Source organism: Pseudomonas sp. JDS28PS106, from assembly GCF_036706555.1.
GTDB lineage: Bacteria > Pseudomonadota > Gammaproteobacteria > Pseudomonadales > Pseudomonadaceae > Aquipseudomonas.
This window is the reverse complement of sequence record NZ_JBAJGT010000001.1, coordinates 84894-102629: the sequence shown is the minus strand read 5'-3', so window position 1 is coordinate 102629 and position 17736 is coordinate 84894. Positions and strand designations below refer to the sequence as shown.

The 17736-nt window shown below is 59.7% G+C and carries 10 protein-coding genes and 1 pseudogene; 4 read left to right on the top strand and 7 right to left on the bottom strand.

Annotated features, from left to right (window positions below):
* The first annotated feature begins 185 nt into the window (after nucleotides 1–185).
* Nucleotides 186–629: a GNAT family N-acetyltransferase gene (locus tag TRP66_RS00435; RefSeq protein ID WP_333399349.1), complete on the top strand. Its 444-nt coding sequence runs from the start codon at nucleotides 186–188 to the stop codon at nucleotides 627–629.
* A 60-nt stretch (nucleotides 630–689) separates the two neighbouring features.
* Here TRP66_RS00435 and TRP66_RS23500 read toward each other — a convergent pair.
* From TRP66_RS23500 to TRP66_RS00410, 3 genes and pseudogenes are all read right to left on the bottom strand, one after another.
* A pseudogene (locus tag TRP66_RS23500) lies at nucleotides 690–1880 on the bottom strand (hybrid sensor histidine kinase/response regulator).
* Between the two features lie 20 nt (nucleotides 1881–1900).
* Nucleotides 1901–2674, bottom strand: coding sequence for a PAS domain S-box protein (locus TRP66_RS00420; RefSeq protein ID WP_333399348.1), 774 nt, complete (start codon nucleotides 2672–2674; stop codon nucleotides 1901–1903).
* Nucleotides 2675–3562: 888 nt separating this feature from the next.
* Nucleotides 3563–4567, bottom strand: a complete 1005-nt coding sequence (locus TRP66_RS00410; protein ID WP_333399346.1) for a DNA-binding protein — start codon at nucleotides 4565–4567, stop codon at nucleotides 3563–3565.
* A 100-nt stretch (nucleotides 4568–4667) separates the two neighbouring features.
* Between TRP66_RS00410 and TRP66_RS00405 the strand changes: the two genes are divergently transcribed.
* Together TRP66_RS00405 and TRP66_RS00400 are read left to right on the top strand one after the other, a co-directional pair.
* Entirely contained in the window at nucleotides 4668–5720 is a 1053-nt protein-coding gene (locus tag TRP66_RS00405; RefSeq protein ID WP_333399345.1) for a tyrosine-type recombinase/integrase, read from the top strand.
* A 461-nt stretch (nucleotides 5721–6181) separates the two neighbouring features.
* A complete protein-coding gene (locus tag TRP66_RS00400) occupies nucleotides 6182–8896 on the top strand; it encodes a beta-glucosidase (RefSeq protein WP_333399344.1) in 2715 nt (904 codons plus the stop codon).
* Between the two features lie 113 nt (nucleotides 8897–9009).
* Here the strand turns inward: TRP66_RS00400 and TRP66_RS00395 are convergent, their stop codons facing one another.
* Nucleotides 9010–11661: a GAF domain-containing hybrid sensor histidine kinase/response regulator gene (locus tag TRP66_RS00395; protein WP_333399343.1), complete on the bottom strand. Its 2652-nt coding sequence runs from the start codon at nucleotides 11659–11661 to the stop codon at nucleotides 9010–9012.
* Nucleotides 11662–12036: 375 nt separating this feature from the next.
* On the opposite strand from TRP66_RS00395, the gene TRP66_RS00390 reads away from it, so the two are divergent.
* Nucleotides 12037–12990, top strand: a complete 954-nt coding sequence (locus TRP66_RS00390) for a GGDEF domain-containing protein (RefSeq protein ID WP_333399342.1) — start codon at nucleotides 12037–12039, stop codon at nucleotides 12988–12990.
* Nucleotides 12991–13066: 76 nt separating this feature from the next.
* Here the strand turns inward: TRP66_RS00390 and TRP66_RS00385 are convergent, their stop codons facing one another.
* The 3 genes from TRP66_RS00385 to TRP66_RS00375 are packed head-to-tail and all read right to left on the bottom strand — an operon-like array spanning nucleotide 13067 to nucleotide 17640.
* On the bottom strand, nucleotides 13067–14494 hold the full coding sequence (locus tag TRP66_RS00385) for an aldehyde dehydrogenase family protein (RefSeq protein ID WP_333399341.1): 1428 nt from the start codon (nucleotides 14492–14494) through the stop codon (nucleotides 13067–13069).
* Nucleotides 14495–14524: 30 nt separating this feature from the next.
* Nucleotides 14525–16126 carry a 5-guanidino-2-oxopentanoate decarboxylase gene (locus TRP66_RS00380; RefSeq protein WP_333399340.1) on the bottom strand — a complete coding sequence of 534 codons (1602 nt, stop codon included), beginning with the start codon at nucleotides 16124–16126 and terminating at the stop codon, nucleotides 14525–14527.
* Nucleotides 16123–17640, bottom strand: coding sequence for an amino acid ABC transporter permease/ATP-binding protein (locus TRP66_RS00375; protein ID WP_333399339.1), 1518 nt, complete (start codon nucleotides 17638–17640; stop codon nucleotides 16123–16125). The genes TRP66_RS00380 and TRP66_RS00375 overlap by 4 nt, the downstream gene beginning before the upstream one ends.
* Nucleotides 17641–17736 lie beyond the last annotated feature (96 nt).

Below are 17736 nucleotides of genomic sequence, written 5' to 3'. Positions count from 1 at the left end.
GGGAAAGCCGGGCCCTCGACGTGGTAAACCGTCGGCTCCCCTGCAAGATAGAACGCTGCAACGACTCAAGGTGCTCTCCGTGCTCCCGGAGCCCGAAGTGCCCAGCTATCTGGAACGCTTGGCGTTATAGCAGGCTCCACCATTGCTCAGCCAACCCTGCACTGAATTGATCGGAGACTGCACGGATGGAACTGTACTTAAGGCAGGCATGTGTCACGGATCTTCCCGCCATCTACCGAGGCGAAGAGAGCTACATCCAGACTTGGGAGCCTTTACACGAAGCCGCGTGGCGCAGCCAGCTTGAACGACATCTGACCTGCTGGGTGGAGAATTTTGAACGACTGACTGTCGCCGTCATGGGCGATGACCTGGTCGGTTATTCGTTATGGCTCGCCGAATCAGGGTATGCAGAATTGTGCACCATCAGCGTTGCGTCTGAGTACAGGCGACGCGGGATCGGAAGGATGCTTCTTGAGGCATACACAGTGGAAGCGGCGAAAAAGGGCTTCACCCGCTTGCGTTTGAGTGTGCGGCCCGACAACCCCGCGAAGCTCATGTACGAAGCAGCCGGCTTCGTGTATACCGGTCTGGGTGCACACGACTATCTGAGCTACGAGCGCAATGAATGATGACTGGGCGCTTCTGCTGACTCATCGGGGACCGGTTCAGTTCGACAGCAACCCTCAAAGCTACGCTGGATCCGTGCCGGGCGACCGAATGAAAGCATTCAAGGCGTCGACGTCTACAGGCTTTGTGAAGTGCCGGTTGAACCCGGCTTCAAACGCAAGTTGCCGGTCGCTTTCGTGGCCATAGCCAGTGATGGCAACCAGGGTCTTTGTCTGCATACGAGGATTGTTTCTCAGTTGCCGCGCCACCTCGTATCCATCGATCCCAGGTAACCCGATATCCATGAGAATCACCTCCGGATCCCACTCGCGCGCTTTCACCAGCGCATCAGGACCGTTGTGAGCGACCGTCACCGCGTGTCCAGCGTCCTCAAGCAGCAATGCGAGCGCTTGAACGATGTCGACGGCGTCCTCGACGATGAGTACGCGCTTGCCAGCAAGGTCAGGATCAGCGATTGACTGACACATTGCTGGCGAAGCGTTTGGCGAAGCGGCCAGGTCGGTGGGCTGAAATGTGGCATCAGCCGGGGCCAACGGCAGGGTGACGACAAATTCGGCTCCCTCGCCCAGGCCTGGGCTGATCGCTTCGACCGTTCCCCCATGCTGCTCAACGAGAGTTTTCACAACCGTCAGCCCGATCCCGAGGCCGCCCTGGGAGCGCGCCAGCCCACGCTACGCCTGACCAAACAGTTCGAAAATGCGGCCGCGTACTTCCTCGGTCATGCCGATGCCGTTGTCGCAGACCTTGATCCGCGCATGTCCTTCCAGATTCGCCAGGCATAAGGATATAGCCCCGCCGGCATCGGTATATTTAGCGGCATTGGTCAGGAGGTTGACCAGCACCTGCTCCAGGCGGACAACATCACCCACCACTTCGACCGGCTCAGGAGCAAGCGCAACGCTAAGGTGATGCTCCTTTTCGATCATCAGCGGCTGAACGCTTTCAATAGCCCTCTCGATAACCGTACCGAGATCGAGACGTTCTTTTTTCAGCTCGACCAATCCCCGGGTAATTCGTGAAACATCCAGAAGGTCATCCACCAGGGACCGGAGGGTCCGGCCCTGGCGATGGAGCACGTTGAGATAACGCTGGGCCCTGGGATCGGCGGTACAACGGTCGAGCAACTGCGCAGACATCAGCATAGCGGAAAGCGGCCCGCGGATTTCGTGGGAGAGCATCGCCAGGAATTCATCCTTGCGCTTGTCGGCGGCGACCAACTGCTGTTGGGTGGCACGCAACTCGGAGATATCCATGTTTGCGGCCACGGCACCGATCACGCGACCGTGCCGTCATGGATCGGCGCGCTTGATACGACGATGGTCCCGCGAGTTCCGTCGAAACGCTCGATATCCAGGACGACATCATGTGTACGGATCCCTTGTTTCAGAGAAATTGCACACGGCCATTCGTGTGCCGCGATCCGCTCTCCCGTATCAGGCCTGAATCCTTTGTAGCTGTCGTAATCCACTGCAACGTTCAGCTCGGAATCGTTTGCCCATGTGCGCTTCCATTCCGCGTTTTCCAGAAGCAACTGCCCTGCTTCATCAAGCATGATCAGCCCGGTGGGTATCGTATCGACCGTCGTCTGAAGCCAGGCGCGCTGCGCTTCCAGTTCAGATCGACTGGCGGCAAGCTTTTGCTCGGCAGCCTTGCGTTCGCCTATGTTTTCGATAATTGCGACCTCATAGTCCGGGTTACCTTCCTCGTCACGCACCAAAGAAAGAGTCAGTCTCGCCCAGATGTAATGCCCTTGCTTGTGCAGGAATCGCTTTTCAACCGAGTACGAGTCCAGTTCCCCTGCAGCCATTTGATGGAACAGATCCAGATCCGGGCGGACGTCCTCCGGATGGGTCATGTCCGGCCAGGGCATGGAAATCATTTCCTGGCGAGAACGGCCGAGCATCTTGCACAAAGCAGGGTTGGCATCCAGCCACCGAGCATCGGCAAACCGCGCTCGTGCCATGCCCAGGGCGCAATGCTCGAAGAAAAAGCGATATTCCCGGTCACTAGTGTACGGCTGTTCAGAAACTGAAACTTCAGAAGTCATGGTCTGGGCATCTTGGAGTGCGCGTTTGAGATACCGCGCCAGCATTGGATTGTTATGTAGCGCTACTGTACCAAGCCGATCGAGACGCGTCTTGATCGCTGGGCTTATGCGGGTCTTTGATATCAAAACAATTCAACATCTGGCCCATCATACGGCTAGGATAATGGGCTCCCCCTACCAAAAGGACCTCGGACCACTGTGGATGTGCTGATTGAGATAATTTGTCGGGCCATCTGCTTTCCAGTTGGCTGGCCCCTTGTGAAACTCATCACGCTAGGGAAATATCCCTCCAGAGGGTCCTGGTTTGCCTCAACGCCAAAGGCGCAATGGACGACGGGATCAGGCTTGGCCGTGCTGACGATCGTCATGATGGCAGTACTGAAACAGTTCGTGTCTGTTTAGGAACGCACGACCAGAAAGTCAGAATCCGACAATAATCAGGTAGCGACACAGATGAGACGGCCAAGGATTGGCAAGACTGCGAAGATATGCGCCCTGCTCGTCGCCTGCATGCTTCAGGCTTCATGCATGTTTATCAAAACTGCGCCGGCTGGGGCTTATGAAGACGGTTACAAAGCCGGTTGTAATGCACGTAAGCGTGACTCGAACTACCAGGCCAGAGACGCCGACGCTCGTTCACACCTCCAAGGCCGCTACCGTAAAGGCTGGGCTCGCGGCCATTCCAGTTGTGAGCCGGACAAAGCCTCCGCATGGAAGCGAAGCGACCGGGAACGTCAACGCGATCAAGAGTGCAGCAAGCACGACAGGAAACGAGGCCGGTGTGGCCAGTGACAGCCGTACCGGCTCGGTCAGTTGGACGGGTTCGGCAGGTAGTCACAGGATATCTTGCAGCCTGCCTCCAATCGACGGGCGCGCAGATGCCGTTGACTAGCCCCCAGGCTGTTCCTGCTCGCTAAAGTCGGATAACTGCTGGCGCAACGTTTCATTCTCGGCCTCCAGAACGCCCAGCTTTTCCTCCGCATCCGCTGTGCGGACTGAGCAGGCCGTCAGCCGTTGTTCCAGGATTCTGAGTTGCTGTCTGAGCTCTTCGGACTGAGTCTGCAACAGCTCCCTGGAGCCATGCGCTTTGGCCATCGCAATCTCGTGCAGTTTGATTTCTCCAGTCAGGCGCTCGATGGTGTCGGCGCGTTCGAGAGCCAGTCTGGATTGTTGACGCGCTTCTGACAGCAGTCGCTCGTTGTCTCGATTGAGCCGGGTCGATTCATCCTGCTTCACTACAAGCGTTTCCTGCAGCTTTCGAAGCTCTACCTGAACCTGCTGCAACTGTGAGTCGTGACGACGTTGATCCTGCTCCCGCTGCTCGCGCACCGCGTCACGGTAATGCTCAAGGGCAGCCCGCGCATGTACGTGTTTTTCCTCCAGCGACTGGATCTGCGCATCCTTCTCCCGCACGCGCAGCTCAAGATCCACGCATTGTTGACCAATGCCGGCATTGCGAGTGAGTTCGGTCTGCAGCGACGAGTGAGTCGTCGCAAGTTCGGCTGTCTGGCTTTCCAGTGCCGAGTGTTGAGTTGCGATCTGGCGCTGTGCCGCTGCGAGCTCGGTTTGAAGCCCGGCGACCTCTGACTCGAGCTTCGTCCGCTGTCCTTCGAACTCCGCTTTGGCCTCGGCTACCGCCTCACTGCCCTCCTCCATAAGCCGCTCGGCCAGACTCTCGACCAGAGCGTTGAGCTCATCGCTTATCCGTTCCCGGGACGACGTCGGTCGCGGGTCGTGAGACTCGATCTCTTTCAGATAACGCAGGATCGTGGTCTTGGAGCCGGTATTTCCCAGCTCTACCCGTACCGCGTCGATGCTGGGATTGATCCCTTTGGCTAGCAGCGCTTGCCGTGCTTTGAGAACCACCGCCTTGTTGACGCCACCCCGTGCCATGAACGCTCCTACGATTTCGTACCGTGTTACATACTACGCATATTCGTACCACACATAAGATATCAGACGCTTGTCTTTTAATCGATCACCAGAAGATATAATGCAGTCTTATGGCTTCTTGATGATTATTGAAGCGACCGACACAGCCGTAAATGCCGGCGATTGCCGCCGGGGCTGGATTTCGAGGTGGAGCATGGTAAGCAAGGCAGATCGGTACCTCGCGGCGGGAACCCGGGAAAACACGCGCAAAAGCTATCGCGCCGCTATTGAACACTTCGAGGTGACGTGGGGCGGCTATCTGCCCACGACGGGCGACGGCATCGTTCGTTATCTGGCGGAGTACGCCGACAAGCACGCGATCAGCACGCTAAAGCTGCGGCTGGCCGCATTGGCGCAGTGGCATATCACTCAAGGGTTCCCCGACCCCACCAAGACGCCGACCGTTCGGCAGATGATCAAAGGCATTCGGGCAGTTCACCCTACAAGGGTCAAGCAAGCGGCCCCGGTCTCGTTGGGACATCTTGAGCAAGCGGTCCATTGGCTGGAGAACGAGGCCAAGGCTGCGGCGCAGCGTGGCGACTACAAATGCTTGCTGCGCCATCGAAGATCGATTGCGCTCGTGCTCATCGGATTCTGGCGGGGATTCCGAGGTGATGAGCTGACCAGCCTTACTGTCGACAACACTCAGGCATCCCGCGGGGAAGGCATCACATTCTTTCTTCATCACACCAAGGGCGACCGTCAGCGTGAGGGCACGACCTTCCATACGCCAGCTCTGACCAGACTTTGTCCTGTGGAAGCCTACCTCGCCTGGATTACTGTGGCGGGAATCTCGACCGGGCCCGTGTTCCGTAGACTGGATCGCTGGGGTCGTCTGGGCGACGAGGCTATCCGGCCCCATAGCTTGATCCCGATGTTGCGGCGGATATTCGCAGAGGCAGGACTTCCCGAGTCTCTGTATACCAGCCACTCGCTCCGCCGTGGGTTTGCGACCTGGGCGTCTGCGAATGGATGGGACATTAAAGGGCTGATGAACTACGTCGGTTGGAAAGACATGAAATCTGCCCTGCGCTACGTTGATGCGGGTGTTTCTTTCGCTGGGCTCTCAATTCCGGCGGCGGGAAAACGGGTTGCAGACGCGCAACTGGAGTGAGGAAGAGCACCGGTGTGGGAGGACAACGACTCTTCCAGTGCAAAGCGTAATAAAGAACTTCTTGTTAACTCCCTGCCGACTCCTGAGTCACCGCTTATCGCTTGTGCACTTCATACCCAGAAAAACCGATTTATATCTGATAGTCTCAAATTACCCTGGGATATATGAGGTGGGCTGGCATTGGTCTCGCGCATAGATAACGGGGCGCTAATACCAACAGCGGTCTTCAAGACGCTAAACATTCAAGAAAATTCTCAATATTGCTAATGATGTCCACGTAAAGAGAATGATGTAAAAGTTTCAAGATCGCGCGAATAAATATGCCGAAGCTGGGAGATAGCGCTCTGCCCTTAATAAATAAGCATAGCGCCAGCCGATGATACTTGATAATCAGCAACAGCGTATTGCGGCTCACCGTCGGCATATCCAATAAACGGCATCAAGCAGTCCGGTGGGTAGTCATGGCCAGATACTTCGCAAACAAATGCGTCATAGGATATTGCCTGTTTCAAGCCTGTGTAGCCTCCGCCGCGCCTCCAGATACGGGCCCGGAGGTTGAGCAGAAGGTTGACCAGTATCTTCAGCAATTCACCATCCCCGAAATGATCGACTACACCAGGTCCGAAAACGGGTACATGATCCCGCCCCTGCCTAAACTCGGACTGCCCGGCACGGTCACTTACGACTCATCAATGGCCGTTCACACCTCCGACCCTATAGCCGGCACTCAATTTCCGTCTCCTTCAGCATTGGCAGCGTCATGGAGTATAGAGCGGGCCAAGGAGTACGGGCTTGCCGTTGGTTATGAAACCCGAGAACTGGGCGGACAACAACTCATTGCGCCAGGCCTGAATCTTTACCGGCTGCCTTACGCTGGCCGCGCAGGGGAATACCTGACCGGGGAAGATCCCTTCATAGGCAGCGTTCTGGGGGTCGCGGTCGCCAATGCCATTCAAGTGCAAGGAACGCAGACCGTAGCCAAGCACTTTGTAGCGAACGATCAAGAAGCCAATCGTCATGACATCGACATCAAGGTCGACGAACGTACACTTCGCGAACTCTATCTGCCCGGCTTCGAGTCCGTGGTAAAGAACTCGAACCCCACTTCGGTCATGTGCAGCTTCAACAAGCTCAATGGCGATTACGCCTGCGAGAACTTCAATCTTTTGTCGGGGATATTGAAGGGTGAATGGGAATTTCCCGGCTTCGTCATGACTGACTTTCAAGGCCTGGCAAGCCCTTTGAAAGCAGCCCTTGCCGGCACCGACATGGAGATCGGAGGCGGACAATTCTTCACTCAGGAAAACTTGCTGCCCTACATTGAATCCGGAGAACTCAGTCCCGAGCTGATGCGAGATAAAGTGCGCCGCAATCTCCGGGCGCTGGTCAGTTATCGGTACGACCAGGGCATCCCGGCAAGCAACGGCATCGACGATCCGGGCCGTGGCAGCGCGGCGGCGCTGAACATGGCCCGTGAAGGAACAGTGTTATTGCGCAATCAGTCTTCCGCTGGAACGGCCCTGTTACCCCTGAACCCGAGCGCAAGGATCGCGGTCGTGGGCCGGCTGGCGGCGGACCTTACGCCATCGCCTTTCGGCTCCCACTACTCGCCTCCTACCACCTACACCAACATCCTGTCTGGCTTGCGCCAGCAGGCGGCAGGCGGTAGCGTCGATTTCCTTGAACAGTATTCTTTGCGAGCCGAGGATGCCCTCTGGTACCTCCCCGGCAGCGGCAATGAGACGGGTATCCAGGCCGAATATTTCAGTAACTCGGAGCTGGCCGGAGACCCGGTCGTGACGCGTCGCGAGCCGGGAGTGAACTGGAGCTGGGTCAGAGGGACCAATGTGACCTCCCGTGGCGCCACCTCCATTGCCGGCATAGATGTGCCGACTCCAGAGGGTGGCGGGTACGTGCCTCAGCCCGATCTGACGCCTGAACCGGGCAACTTTTCGGCGCGCTTTACCGGCCAGATGACACCGACCATCACCGGCGATCAGGTATTCAAGGTGCACGCCGACGGCGCGTACAGGCTATTCGTGAACGGTGAACTGGTGCTCGAACACGACGGGGAACCTGTTGCACTCGACCTCGTCTATGCGCCACCGCAATCGGCCAGGGTGATGCGGCTGGAGGCAGGCACCAGGTACGACGTGGTGCTGGAGTATCGCCGCCTTCGTGCCGACTTTGTCACCTTCAATGGCGGCATTTCGGGTGTACGCATGAGCTGGGCCGCGCTGTCGCCTTCCAATAACCTCAGCCAGTATGACGCGGTCGTGATCGCGGCCGGCCTCGACGGCGATTACGAGGGGGAAGGCTTCGACCATCCCTATGAGATGCCTGAGTTTCAGACGGATCTGATTAATAACCTCAGCGCGGCCAATGGTAAAACCGTGGTGGTGCTCAGTGGCGGCGGCGCCCAGTACATGACGCCCTGGGTGGACAACACCGGAGCTGTCCTGCAAGCCTGGTATGCGGGACAAAATGGAGGCCAGGCCATCGCGGAGATCATTTACGGCAAAATCAACCCTTCAGGAAAATTGCCGATCAGCATCGACAGGCATGTCCAGGATAACCCCGCCTATGCCAGCTATCCGGATATCGAAGCTTACAGAGGAAGCAATGCTGCTACCGAAATGACCTATAGCGAAGGTCTGTATACAGGGTATCGGGGATATGACCGCAGCTCGACCAAGCCTTTGTACCCGTTTGGGTATGGCATGTCTTACACGACCTTCGAGTACAGCGACCTCGAGCTCTCCTCCCCTGTCCTGATTCCGGGAAAGACCATAGAAGCCAGGTTCAAGGTCACCAATACGGGGACTGTTGCCGGTCAGGAAATCGCGCAACTGTATGTCAGCCCGCGCGATCCGGAAGTGGATCGGCCATCCAAGGAACTGAAGGGATTCCAGAAGGTGTATCTGGAGCCTGGGCAGACCAGAACGATAGAGATCGCGCTGGACGCACGATCCTTTACCTACTTCAGCTCGCAGACGAACCAGTGGGAGCTTGATTCGGACAAGTTCGATATCAAGGTTGGACCTTCATCCGATGAGCTGCCGTTATCGCGTGTGGCCTTTTCGCTGTTCCCGACCACGCTGGACACGACCACCTCCAACCCACTGCCCAGACCCGTACAGAAAGCAGTTCAGGTCGATCCGACGCTGGCATATTGATGTGAGGGCAAGGCATCCGGAGGACACGGATGCCTTACTCCGCGTTACTCAGGAACTGGAGACGCTACCTCGCTCGGACGCCCTGCCTCCGGGCGCCGTCCACCCGGTGTCGTTTAGGCGTCATCAAGCATCTCCCGCACTTTTGTCGTCAACCCGGACATGCTGAAAGGTTTAGCCAGCACGGCCATGCCCTGCTCCAGGTGCCCGGCATCCAGGGCCGCTTTTTCGGCATACCCGGTAACGAAGAGCACCTTCAGGCCTGGAAACATGGATCGGGCCATATCGGCGACCTGTCTTCCATTCATGCCACCCGGCAGCCCGACGTCTGTCACCAGCACGTCAATCGACTCCAGCGACTCCAGAACGCGAATCCCGGAGGCGCCATCTTGCGCAGCCTTCACCGCATACCCTTGCTCGGCGAGAGCATCAGCCATGAGCATTCGCACATTAGCTTCGTCGTCGATGAGCAAGATCGTCTCGGACCCTTTGTGCAGGGTTTCCTCTGGCACCGGTGCAGCAGCCGTTTCAATCATGCCACTGTAGCACGGCAGGTAAACCGAAATGTTGGTTCCCAGGCCGAGCGCCGACTCCGCATGTACCCGGCCCCCCGACTGGTTTACGAATCCATGGATCATCGAGAGCCCTAACCCGGTTCCCTGGCCGATGGGTTTGGTCGTGAAAAACGGCTCGAAGATCCTGTCCAGAATTTCGGGCGCGATCCCCGTCCCTGAATCTTTCACGCTGATTTTCACAAACTCCCCTTCAGGGAGATGCGCGTCTGGATGAGCCACGCTGGGAGCGCTGAGGTTCGACGTCTCAATGATGATCTCGCCGCCTTCAGGCATGGCATCGCGGGCGTTGATGGCCAGGTTCACCAGAGCGCTCTCAAGCTGGGGCGCATCGATCCTGGTTAACCACAGATCGGGGGCCATAATGGTCTTCAGATTGAAGGAGGGGCCAATCGTTGTGGAGATTAGCTGCTCCAGGCCCATTACCAGTCGGTTGACGTCTGTAGGTTTTGGGTCGAGTGTCTGTCGTCGAGAAAACGCCAGCAGGCGCTGGGTCAGTACGGCCGCTCGATTGGCGGAGTCGCGGGCTGCGCCCACATATCGATCAAGATCACCTGGCTGTCCTTGGCTGACGCGCCGTTCAATCATTTCCAGACTGCCGATGATTCCAGCAAGGAGGTTGTTGAAGTCGTGGGCAATTCCGCCAGTAAGCTGGCCTACCGCTTCCATCTTTTGAGCTTGCTGCAATGCAGCATGGGCCAACGCAAGCTCTTGCGAACGGGTCTCCACGCGCTGTTCCAGCGTCTCGTTGGTTCTTTGCACTTCCTGAAAAAGCCGCGCGTTATCAATTGCGATGGCGGCCTGAGACGCGAGGGCTGACATCAGCTTTTCGTGGCGCGGTGTGAAGCACCCCGGTTCAGGATGACCATAGAACAGCCCCCCCAGAACCTCGCCTGAACGGGACACAACGGATACGGCCAAGTAGCTACGGACCGGCAAATGCCCCGCCGGGAGCCCATGGTAGGGCGAAGCCCTGCCATAACGCGGATCAGCCAGGATGTCGTCGGATCGAATAACTCCCTGGTTGAGAAACGTTGGAGCGAAAACGGGTGTGGCTCTCGGGGCCGGCAAATGAGCGAAGTCGCGGGCGTGGGCCCCTGATAGCGTGAAGAGATCAAAGTTGTCGCCTGCGACATTATGGAAATATGCCCCGAACCGGGCCCCCGTCATCTCTCGCCCGGCATCGGTGACCGTCTGAACCAGCCGCTTGAGATCCAGATCCCCAGCCAGCGCGGCGTTTACACGGTTGAGCGTTTCGAGGGTATGAGTTTCCTCGCGCAGAGCTGCGGCGCTCGCCTCCAGCGCTGCGCGAGAAAGGTAAGCTTCGGTAACGTCGTACCCTTCGCAGAAAATCCCGGTAACCGTTCCCGACTCATCCAGAAGCGGTTCATAAATGAAGTCCAGATAACGCTCTTCCTTTGACGAGCCGGGATGCTCCAGCCTGATGGGCGTCCCCTGCTGCACAAGCCGTGTACCTGACTGATAAACGGTGTCCAGCCACTCATAAAACCCCTGTCCGGCGAGCTCGGGAAAAGCCTGGTAAATCGTTTTTCCGATAAATGCCCGGTCGCCAAACAATCGAATATATGCCTGATTCACGAACTCAAACCGGTGTTCCGGGCCGCTCAGGATCGTGATGAATCCCGGCGCCTGTTCAAACATCCGTCTCTGTCGGATCAGTTCCTCTGCCCGTCGCCGCTCAGCCAGAATGCGATCGGTGACCTCATGGCCTTGATTGAGAATTCCCGCAACGCGCCCATTCTCGCCACGGATAGGGGTGAAGCTGTAGTTCCAGTACGTTTCCTGAACTACGGCGCCCCGATCCATTGGCAGCATCTGGTCGTATACCGAAAAGCCTTCGGCATTCTCAATCGCGGTTTCCATTTGAGGACCCACTACATGCCAGATACTTGCCCATACCTCTTTCGCGGGACGCCCCAGGGCCAGTGGGTGCTTTTCTGCTGGAATCGGTGCCCATGCGTCGTTGTAGATGAGGCAAAGCTCATCACCCCAATAAATCGCGGTAGGGAAGCTTGAGTGTAGACAGATGCTTACAGCCGAGCGCAGTGACTGCGGCCAACCCGCCGGGTGCCCGAGAGCTGTTGCGCTCCAGTCGTGGCCCCGGATCCGTTCCCCCATGTCGCCGCCGCCCGACAGAAACTCCAAAGATCCGATTTCAGTGGTGTCCAGCTTCATGAGCGACGTCTCGGGAGCCGGGCAGCGTCAATAGCTACCCAGGTTGTTGGCAATAGGTTCGGGGTTTACAGAGTGCCGGTGGACGGGTGCAAGCGCTGGCCGGAGCGCTGTTTCGCAGCTCCTTGCGCCCGTACTCGCGGCCTGTGCCGCAATCATCGCATATGCAAGATGCACAACATAATGACTCCGGGTTGCAGGGTTCCGTACGAGGCCTCAACGGTGCACCGCAGTGACGCCCTTATCTCGGGTTACCGCCGCCCTGTGGGAACCAGCCCCCCTGCCCACTACAGAAGCCTTCGACAGTCGGCATACAGCCTGTACACAACCAGCCGATAACAGGGCACTGCAACCTGCGCCTCACCGGTGACGCCCGTCATGCCCTCCCACTCTGATCACGTTGATTTCACGGCGCTCCTGGATTCTATCCAGGAATTCATCGTCGTAAAGGATGGACACGGCCGGTGGCTTTTCTGCAACCAGACTGCCCTGGCAGCCTACGAAATGGATGGATTTGACTATCTGGGGGTCACTGATCTTGAGTTGCTTACCCTGCGTCCGCGATTTGCGGACGGGTTTGCACGCAATATCGAGACAGATGCCCTTGCGTGGCAAAACCGATCGGCCACTCTGATCGAAAAGTCGTTCACGGGGCCGGATGGGCGGATCAATACCTGGGAGGTGATAAAGACCCCTTCCTTCAACCCTGACGGGACTCGCCACCGTCTCATCATCGTCAGCCGCAACATCACCGAGCGAAAGCTTGCCGAAACGGCTTTGCAAGCGAGCGAGGAGCGGTTCAAAAGCCTTGCGCACATGGACGTCCTGACCGGGATCCCGAACCGGCGCGGGATTCTCGATCTGATCTCGTCCGCGCTCGACGCAGCTGCGATGAATCCCGCTCACCCCGCGTATTCGGCGCTCGTCTATATGGATCTGGATCGGTTCAAGACGATCAATGACGAGATGGGCCACGAGATCGGTGACGAGCTGCTGATCGCGTTTGCCGGGAGAACGCGGCGCTGCCTGCGGGATAACGATCTGTTCGGGCGCATCGGCGGTGACGAGTTCGTTGCGTTCCTGCCTCATACGGATCGGGGCCAGGCACTCGCAGTCGCCAGGCGGTTATGCGACGCCTTGAGCCGTTTGTGGTGTCTCAAGGGTCAGCGGATTCACACGACCTCATCCATCGGGATCGCGTTCTATCCTGAGGCCGGTAATGACGTTCACTCGCTTCTGCGCCATGCGGATGAGGCGCTCTACCAGGCCAAACGCGCCGGTAGATCGCAGATCAAGATCTATGAGGCGCAAATCAGCGCCATGGATCCATAGCGCTGCCTAAACGGCCGCCGCGGCTTCGGTTCCAGGACGCGCGTTGGCCCCAGACCCGAAAGCGCTTACGGGTTTTTCATCCCGTACTCCGCGTCACATGTTTCACCGACTGATACGCCGACAATCCCCACGGCCCCAGCTCTCGTCCAATACCGCTGGCCTTGGTTCCGCCCCATGAGGTTTCGACGAACACGGCCTGAATCGAGTTGATCCACACATGGCCGACCTCCAGCGCATCGGCCACCCGCTCGGCCCGGGCCACATCGCGGCTCGCGACAGTCGCGACCAGACCGAAGCGGCTGTCGTTGGCCAGGTCGATAGCCTCCTGTTCGGTGCTGAAGCGTCGGGTGCACAGCAGCGGGCCGAAGATCTCTTCGTTCCACAAACGGCTGGTCGCCGGCACATCCTGGTACAGCGTCGGGCTGACGAACCAGCCGTCTCGGGCAAGGGCCGCGCCACCGGTCAGGCGCTGCAGGCCTTCCTGTTCGGCGATTGCAAAATACTCGCGTACCTTGCGCCATTGGGCCTCGCTGGTCAGCGGACCCATGTCGGTTTCTTCGGTGAGCGGGTTGCCCACCCGCAGCGCTTCGAAGGCCGCCTGTAGCCGGGGAACCAGTGCGTCGGCGATCCCGTCCTGGATCAGCAGCCGCGAGGTGGCCGAGCACATCTGCCCGGCGTTCCAGCAGATGCCGGCGACGATCCATTCCACAGCCTGATCCGGGTCGCAGTCGTCGAACACGATGAACGCCGACTTGCCGCCCAGCTCCAAGGTCACCGGTCGACAGTATTCGGCCGCGCTGCGCATCACCTCGCGGCCGACGCCGTTGCTGCCGGTGAACGACAACTTGTCGAGCCCCGGATGATTGCTCAGCGCCGCTCCGGTGTCGGCTTTTCCGCTGACGATATTCAGTACGCCGGCGGGCAGGCCCAGATCGTCGGCAATCTCGCCGTACAGCCGCTCGATCAGCGGCGTGACTTCCGAAGGCTTCAACACCAGAGTGCAACCGGCGGCCACCGCCGGGGCGATTTTCCAGGCGCTGGTGACCAGCGGGAAATTCCACGGCACGATCAGCCCGACCACGCCTACCGCCTCCAGGCGGGTATGGGACGTGAAGCCAGGCGCGGACAGTTCGACCTCGCGGTCGGCGGGCTGCCTTTCGATTAGTTGCGAGTAGTACATGAACGTCGCCACCGCGTCGTCCAGGTCCACCTCGGCCTCGTGCCGGGGCTTGCCGTTATTGCGCATTTGTAGCTCGATCAGCGTTTCACGGCGCTGGGTCAGCCCGTCGGCAAAGCCGCGCAGCAAGGTGGCTCGCTCGCCAATCGAGACGGTTTTCCAGCCAGGCAGCGCGGCACGAGCTGCGCGGACGGCCTGATCGACCTGCGCGCTGCTCGCAGCGATCAGTTCGGCGAACGGCCGGCCGAGAGCAGGATTGTGAACGGTCAGCACGTCGCTGCCCTCTCCTGCCTGCCAGGTGCCGTTGATGTAGTGCGGGGTGTTCATGGTAAAGCTCCCTCTGAAATCTGTGCGCGGTCAAGGCGCAAACGGCGCTGCTTCGTCGATCTCGATGATCAGCGGCCGGTCATCCGGCGCTTCACGCAGCAACGCCTGCAGGTGCGCGTGATCGCGGGCGCGTTCGGCCATGCAGCCGAACCCGCGTGCGATTGCCAGGAAGTCCGGGGTGTAGATGTCCACCCCCAGCGGCGTAATGTCCCGGCGCTCCATGTAGCGCTTGATCTCGCCATAGCCCTGGTTATTCCACAGCAGCACGATGATCGCGATCCGCGCTTCCACGGCGCTCGCCAGTTCCGGCAAGGTGAACTGAATGCCGCCGTCGCCCATCAGGCTGATCACCGGCCTGCTGGTATCGGCCAGTCGGGCACCGAGCGCCGCGGGCAAGCCGTAGCCCAGCGTGCCGTAGCCGGTGGACGCGTTGAACCAGCGACGCGGGCTGTCCAGCTCGACCAGGTGATTGCCGCTGTACACCGTCTGCGTCGAATCGCCGACGAAGCGCGCATCGGGCAGCACCTCCAGCACGCAGTTGAACAGCTTCTGATAATGGGCCCAGCCGCTGAACGCCTCCGCCAGCTGGCCGCGAGCTTGCGCTGCCCGCTGTGCGCCGGCGCTGTCAGCCTGAACGGCGCGCACCGGCAATTCGGCGATCAACGCACGCATCGCCTGGGCCGCGTCGCCGAGAATCGCCAGGCTCGGCGCATGATTGCGGGTCAACTGTCCGGCGTCGATATCGATCCGAATCAACTCGCCGCCGATGCTGAAATTGCCGTCGAACACGACGTCGTAATCGGTCTCGCCCAGTTCAGTGCCGATGGCAAGCACCACGTCGGCGTCCAGCGCCAGCTCTCGAACCGGCACCAGCGACTGATTGCTGCCCACCAGCAGTGGGTGGCCGGCCGGCAGCAGACCCTTGGCATTGATGGTCAGGGCAGTCGGCGCATCCAGGCGCAGCGCCAGCTCTCGTGCTTCCTCCATGGCTTCGACGCACCCGCCGCCGAGCAACAACAGCGGGCGTTGTGCCGCGCGCAGGCGGGCCGCCGCTTCTGCGATTGCAGCTCGGTCGGGTGATGGCCGGGCGAGGAGCCGGCGTGGCGACACCGCCAGATGCGCGGCGCTGGCGGTGATGATGTCCAGCGGCAGTTCGATGTGTACCGGGCGCGGCCGCAGGCTGTCGAATACGGCGAAGGCGCGGGCCAGAACGGCGGGCAGCTCATCGACGCTCATCAGCGTATGGCTGAAGGCGCTGACTCCGGCGACGATCGCGCGCTGGTCCGGCAGCTCGTGCAGATAGCCGTTGCCCAGTCCCAGCCGGCTGCGTTCGTTGACGCTGGAAATGACCAGCATCGGAATCGAGTCGGCATAGGCCTGGCCCATCGCGGTGAGGATATTGGTCATGCCGGGGCCGGTGATGATGAAGCACACACCGGGCCGACCGCTGACCCGCGCATAGCCGTCGGCCATGAAGCCCGCGCCCTGCTCGTGGCGCGGTGTGATATGGCGGATGCCGCTGTCGGGCAGCCCGCGATACAGTTCGACGGTGTGCACACCGGGAATGCCGAACACCGTGTCGACGCCCCAGGCATGCAGTTGCCTGACGAGAAACTCTCCGCAGGTCGTCATGCTGCGCACTCCTGTTCCAGACCGATGAAGCGCCGGACCCGAGGGTCGCCCTGATGACGGATCGCCGCAGGGGAAGCGTCAATGACCACATGGCCGTTTTCCATGAACACGATGCGGTCGGAAATCGACAGCGCGAAGTCCATTTCGTGAGTCACGATCAGCATGGTCATGCCCTCGGCCGCAAGGTCGCGAATCACGTTGAGCACGTCGCCTACCAACTCGGGGTCCAGTGCCGAAGTCGGCTCGTCGAACAGCATGATGTCCGGTTCCATCGCCAGCGCGCGGGCGATCGCCACCCGCTGCTGCTGACCACCGGACAGTTGGTGCGGATACTTGTCGGCGTGGGCCAGCAGCCCGACCCGGTCCAGCAAGGCATGGCCTTTGCGGCGCAGCTGGTCCGCGCTCGCCAGCCCGTGATAACGCGGCGCGAGGATGACGTTATCGAGGATGGTGCGATGCGGGAACAGGTTGAAGTTCTGGAACACCATGCCTATCCGCCTGATGCCCTGGCGAACCACGGCGGCGTCGTCGCGCCGGCCTGCCGTGATGTACTCGTCGCCGAACAGCACGATTTCGCCGCGATCGATGCTCTCCAGGCTATTGATGGTGCGGATCAGCGACGTCTTGCCTGAACCGGACGGGCCGATGATGGAAATCACTTCGCCAGGTCTGACGGTCAGGTCGATGCCCTTGAGCACTTCATGGTTGCCGTAGCGCTTGTGAATGTCGCGCAAAATCAGCGCGTCGGGCTGCCCGGCCACCGGCTCGCAACGGGGCTTGCCCGCGCCGGCCGGCTGACGCAGAGCCTGTGTCTGCGCGCCGTCCAGGGTCTGCGCATTCTTGCGCGACAGGTCCAGGTGACGCTCGGCCCACTGCAACAGCCACCCGAACAGAGTGACAATCAGCACGTAATACACGGCCACCGCTGCCAAAGTTTCCAGCACCAGGAAGTTCTGCGCGTACAGGCGCTGGCCGACCAGCAGCAACTCGCTGAGCGAAATGACCGAGACCAGTGAAGTGAGTTTGACGATGGTGACGTATTCGTTGGTCAGGGTCGGCAACGAGATACGGATTGCCTGGGGAATGATCACCAGACGCTGCGCGCCCAGTCCGCGAATGCCAAGCGCCTTGGCTGCTTCACGCTGGCCCTTGAGCACCGACAGCAGACCGCCCCGGTGAATCTCGGCCATGTACGCGGTTTCGGTCAGCACCAGCGCGATCAGTCCTGAATAGAAAGGTTGCGAAAGCACGCCGCCAGCGGCCGGAAACAGCTGCGGCAGGTTATAGACGAATACCAGCAGCACCAGCAGCGGGATACTGCGAAACAGCCAGATATACAGGCTCGCCGGCACGCGCAGCCAGGCATGGGTCGACAACTTGGCGCTGGCCAGCAAAAAGCCGAGCGCAAGGCCCAGCGTCCAGGACAGCGTGCTGAGTTGAATCACCGTCAGGCAGGCTTGCCAGAACGCCTGGACGGAAAACAGCGAGAAAAAATAGGCCCATTCGAATGCCATGATGACCTCGGCGCAGCAGATGGTTGGCGAAGCCTGTACCGTGCGGCGCTAGCGTGCGCCGGTATACAGGCCGTGCGGGAGCGCGAGGCGGATCTT

Bases quoted from the DNA above. Each gene is read 5' to 3' on its own strand.
- TRP66_RS00390 (WP_333399342.1), top strand. From the start codon at position 12,037: ATGCCCTCCCACTCTGATCACGTTGATTTCACGGCGCTCCTGGATTCT.
- TRP66_RS00375 (WP_333399339.1), bottom strand. From the start codon at position 17,640: ATGGCATTCGAATGGGCCTATTTTTTCTCGCTGTTTTCCGTCCAGGCG.
- TRP66_RS00395 (WP_333399343.1), bottom strand. From the start codon at position 11,661: ATGAAGCTGGACACCACTGAAATCGGATCTTTGGAGTTTCTGTCGGGC.
- TRP66_RS00385 (WP_333399341.1), bottom strand. From the start codon at position 14,494: ATGAACACCCCGCACTACATCAACGGCACCTGGCAGGCAGGAGAGGGC.
- TRP66_RS00400 (WP_333399344.1), top strand. From the start codon at position 6,182: ATGGCCAGATACTTCGCAAACAAATGCGTCATAGGATATTGCCTGTTT.
- TRP66_RS00380 (WP_333399340.1), bottom strand. From the start codon at position 16,126: ATGACGACCTGCGGAGAGTTTCTCGTCAGGCAACTGCATGCCTGGGGC.
- TRP66_RS00435 (WP_333399349.1), top strand. From the start codon at position 186: ATGGAACTGTACTTAAGGCAGGCATGTGTCACGGATCTTCCCGCCATC.
- TRP66_RS00405 (WP_333399345.1), top strand. From the start codon at position 4,668: ATGCAGTCTTATGGCTTCTTGATGATTATTGAAGCGACCGACACAGCC.
- TRP66_RS00410 (WP_333399346.1), bottom strand. From the start codon at position 4,567: ATGGCACGGGGTGGCGTCAACAAGGCGGTGGTTCTCAAAGCACGGCAA.
- TRP66_RS00420 (WP_333399348.1), bottom strand. From the start codon at position 2,674: ATGACTTCTGAAGTTTCAGTTTCTGAACAGCCGTACACTAGTGACCGG.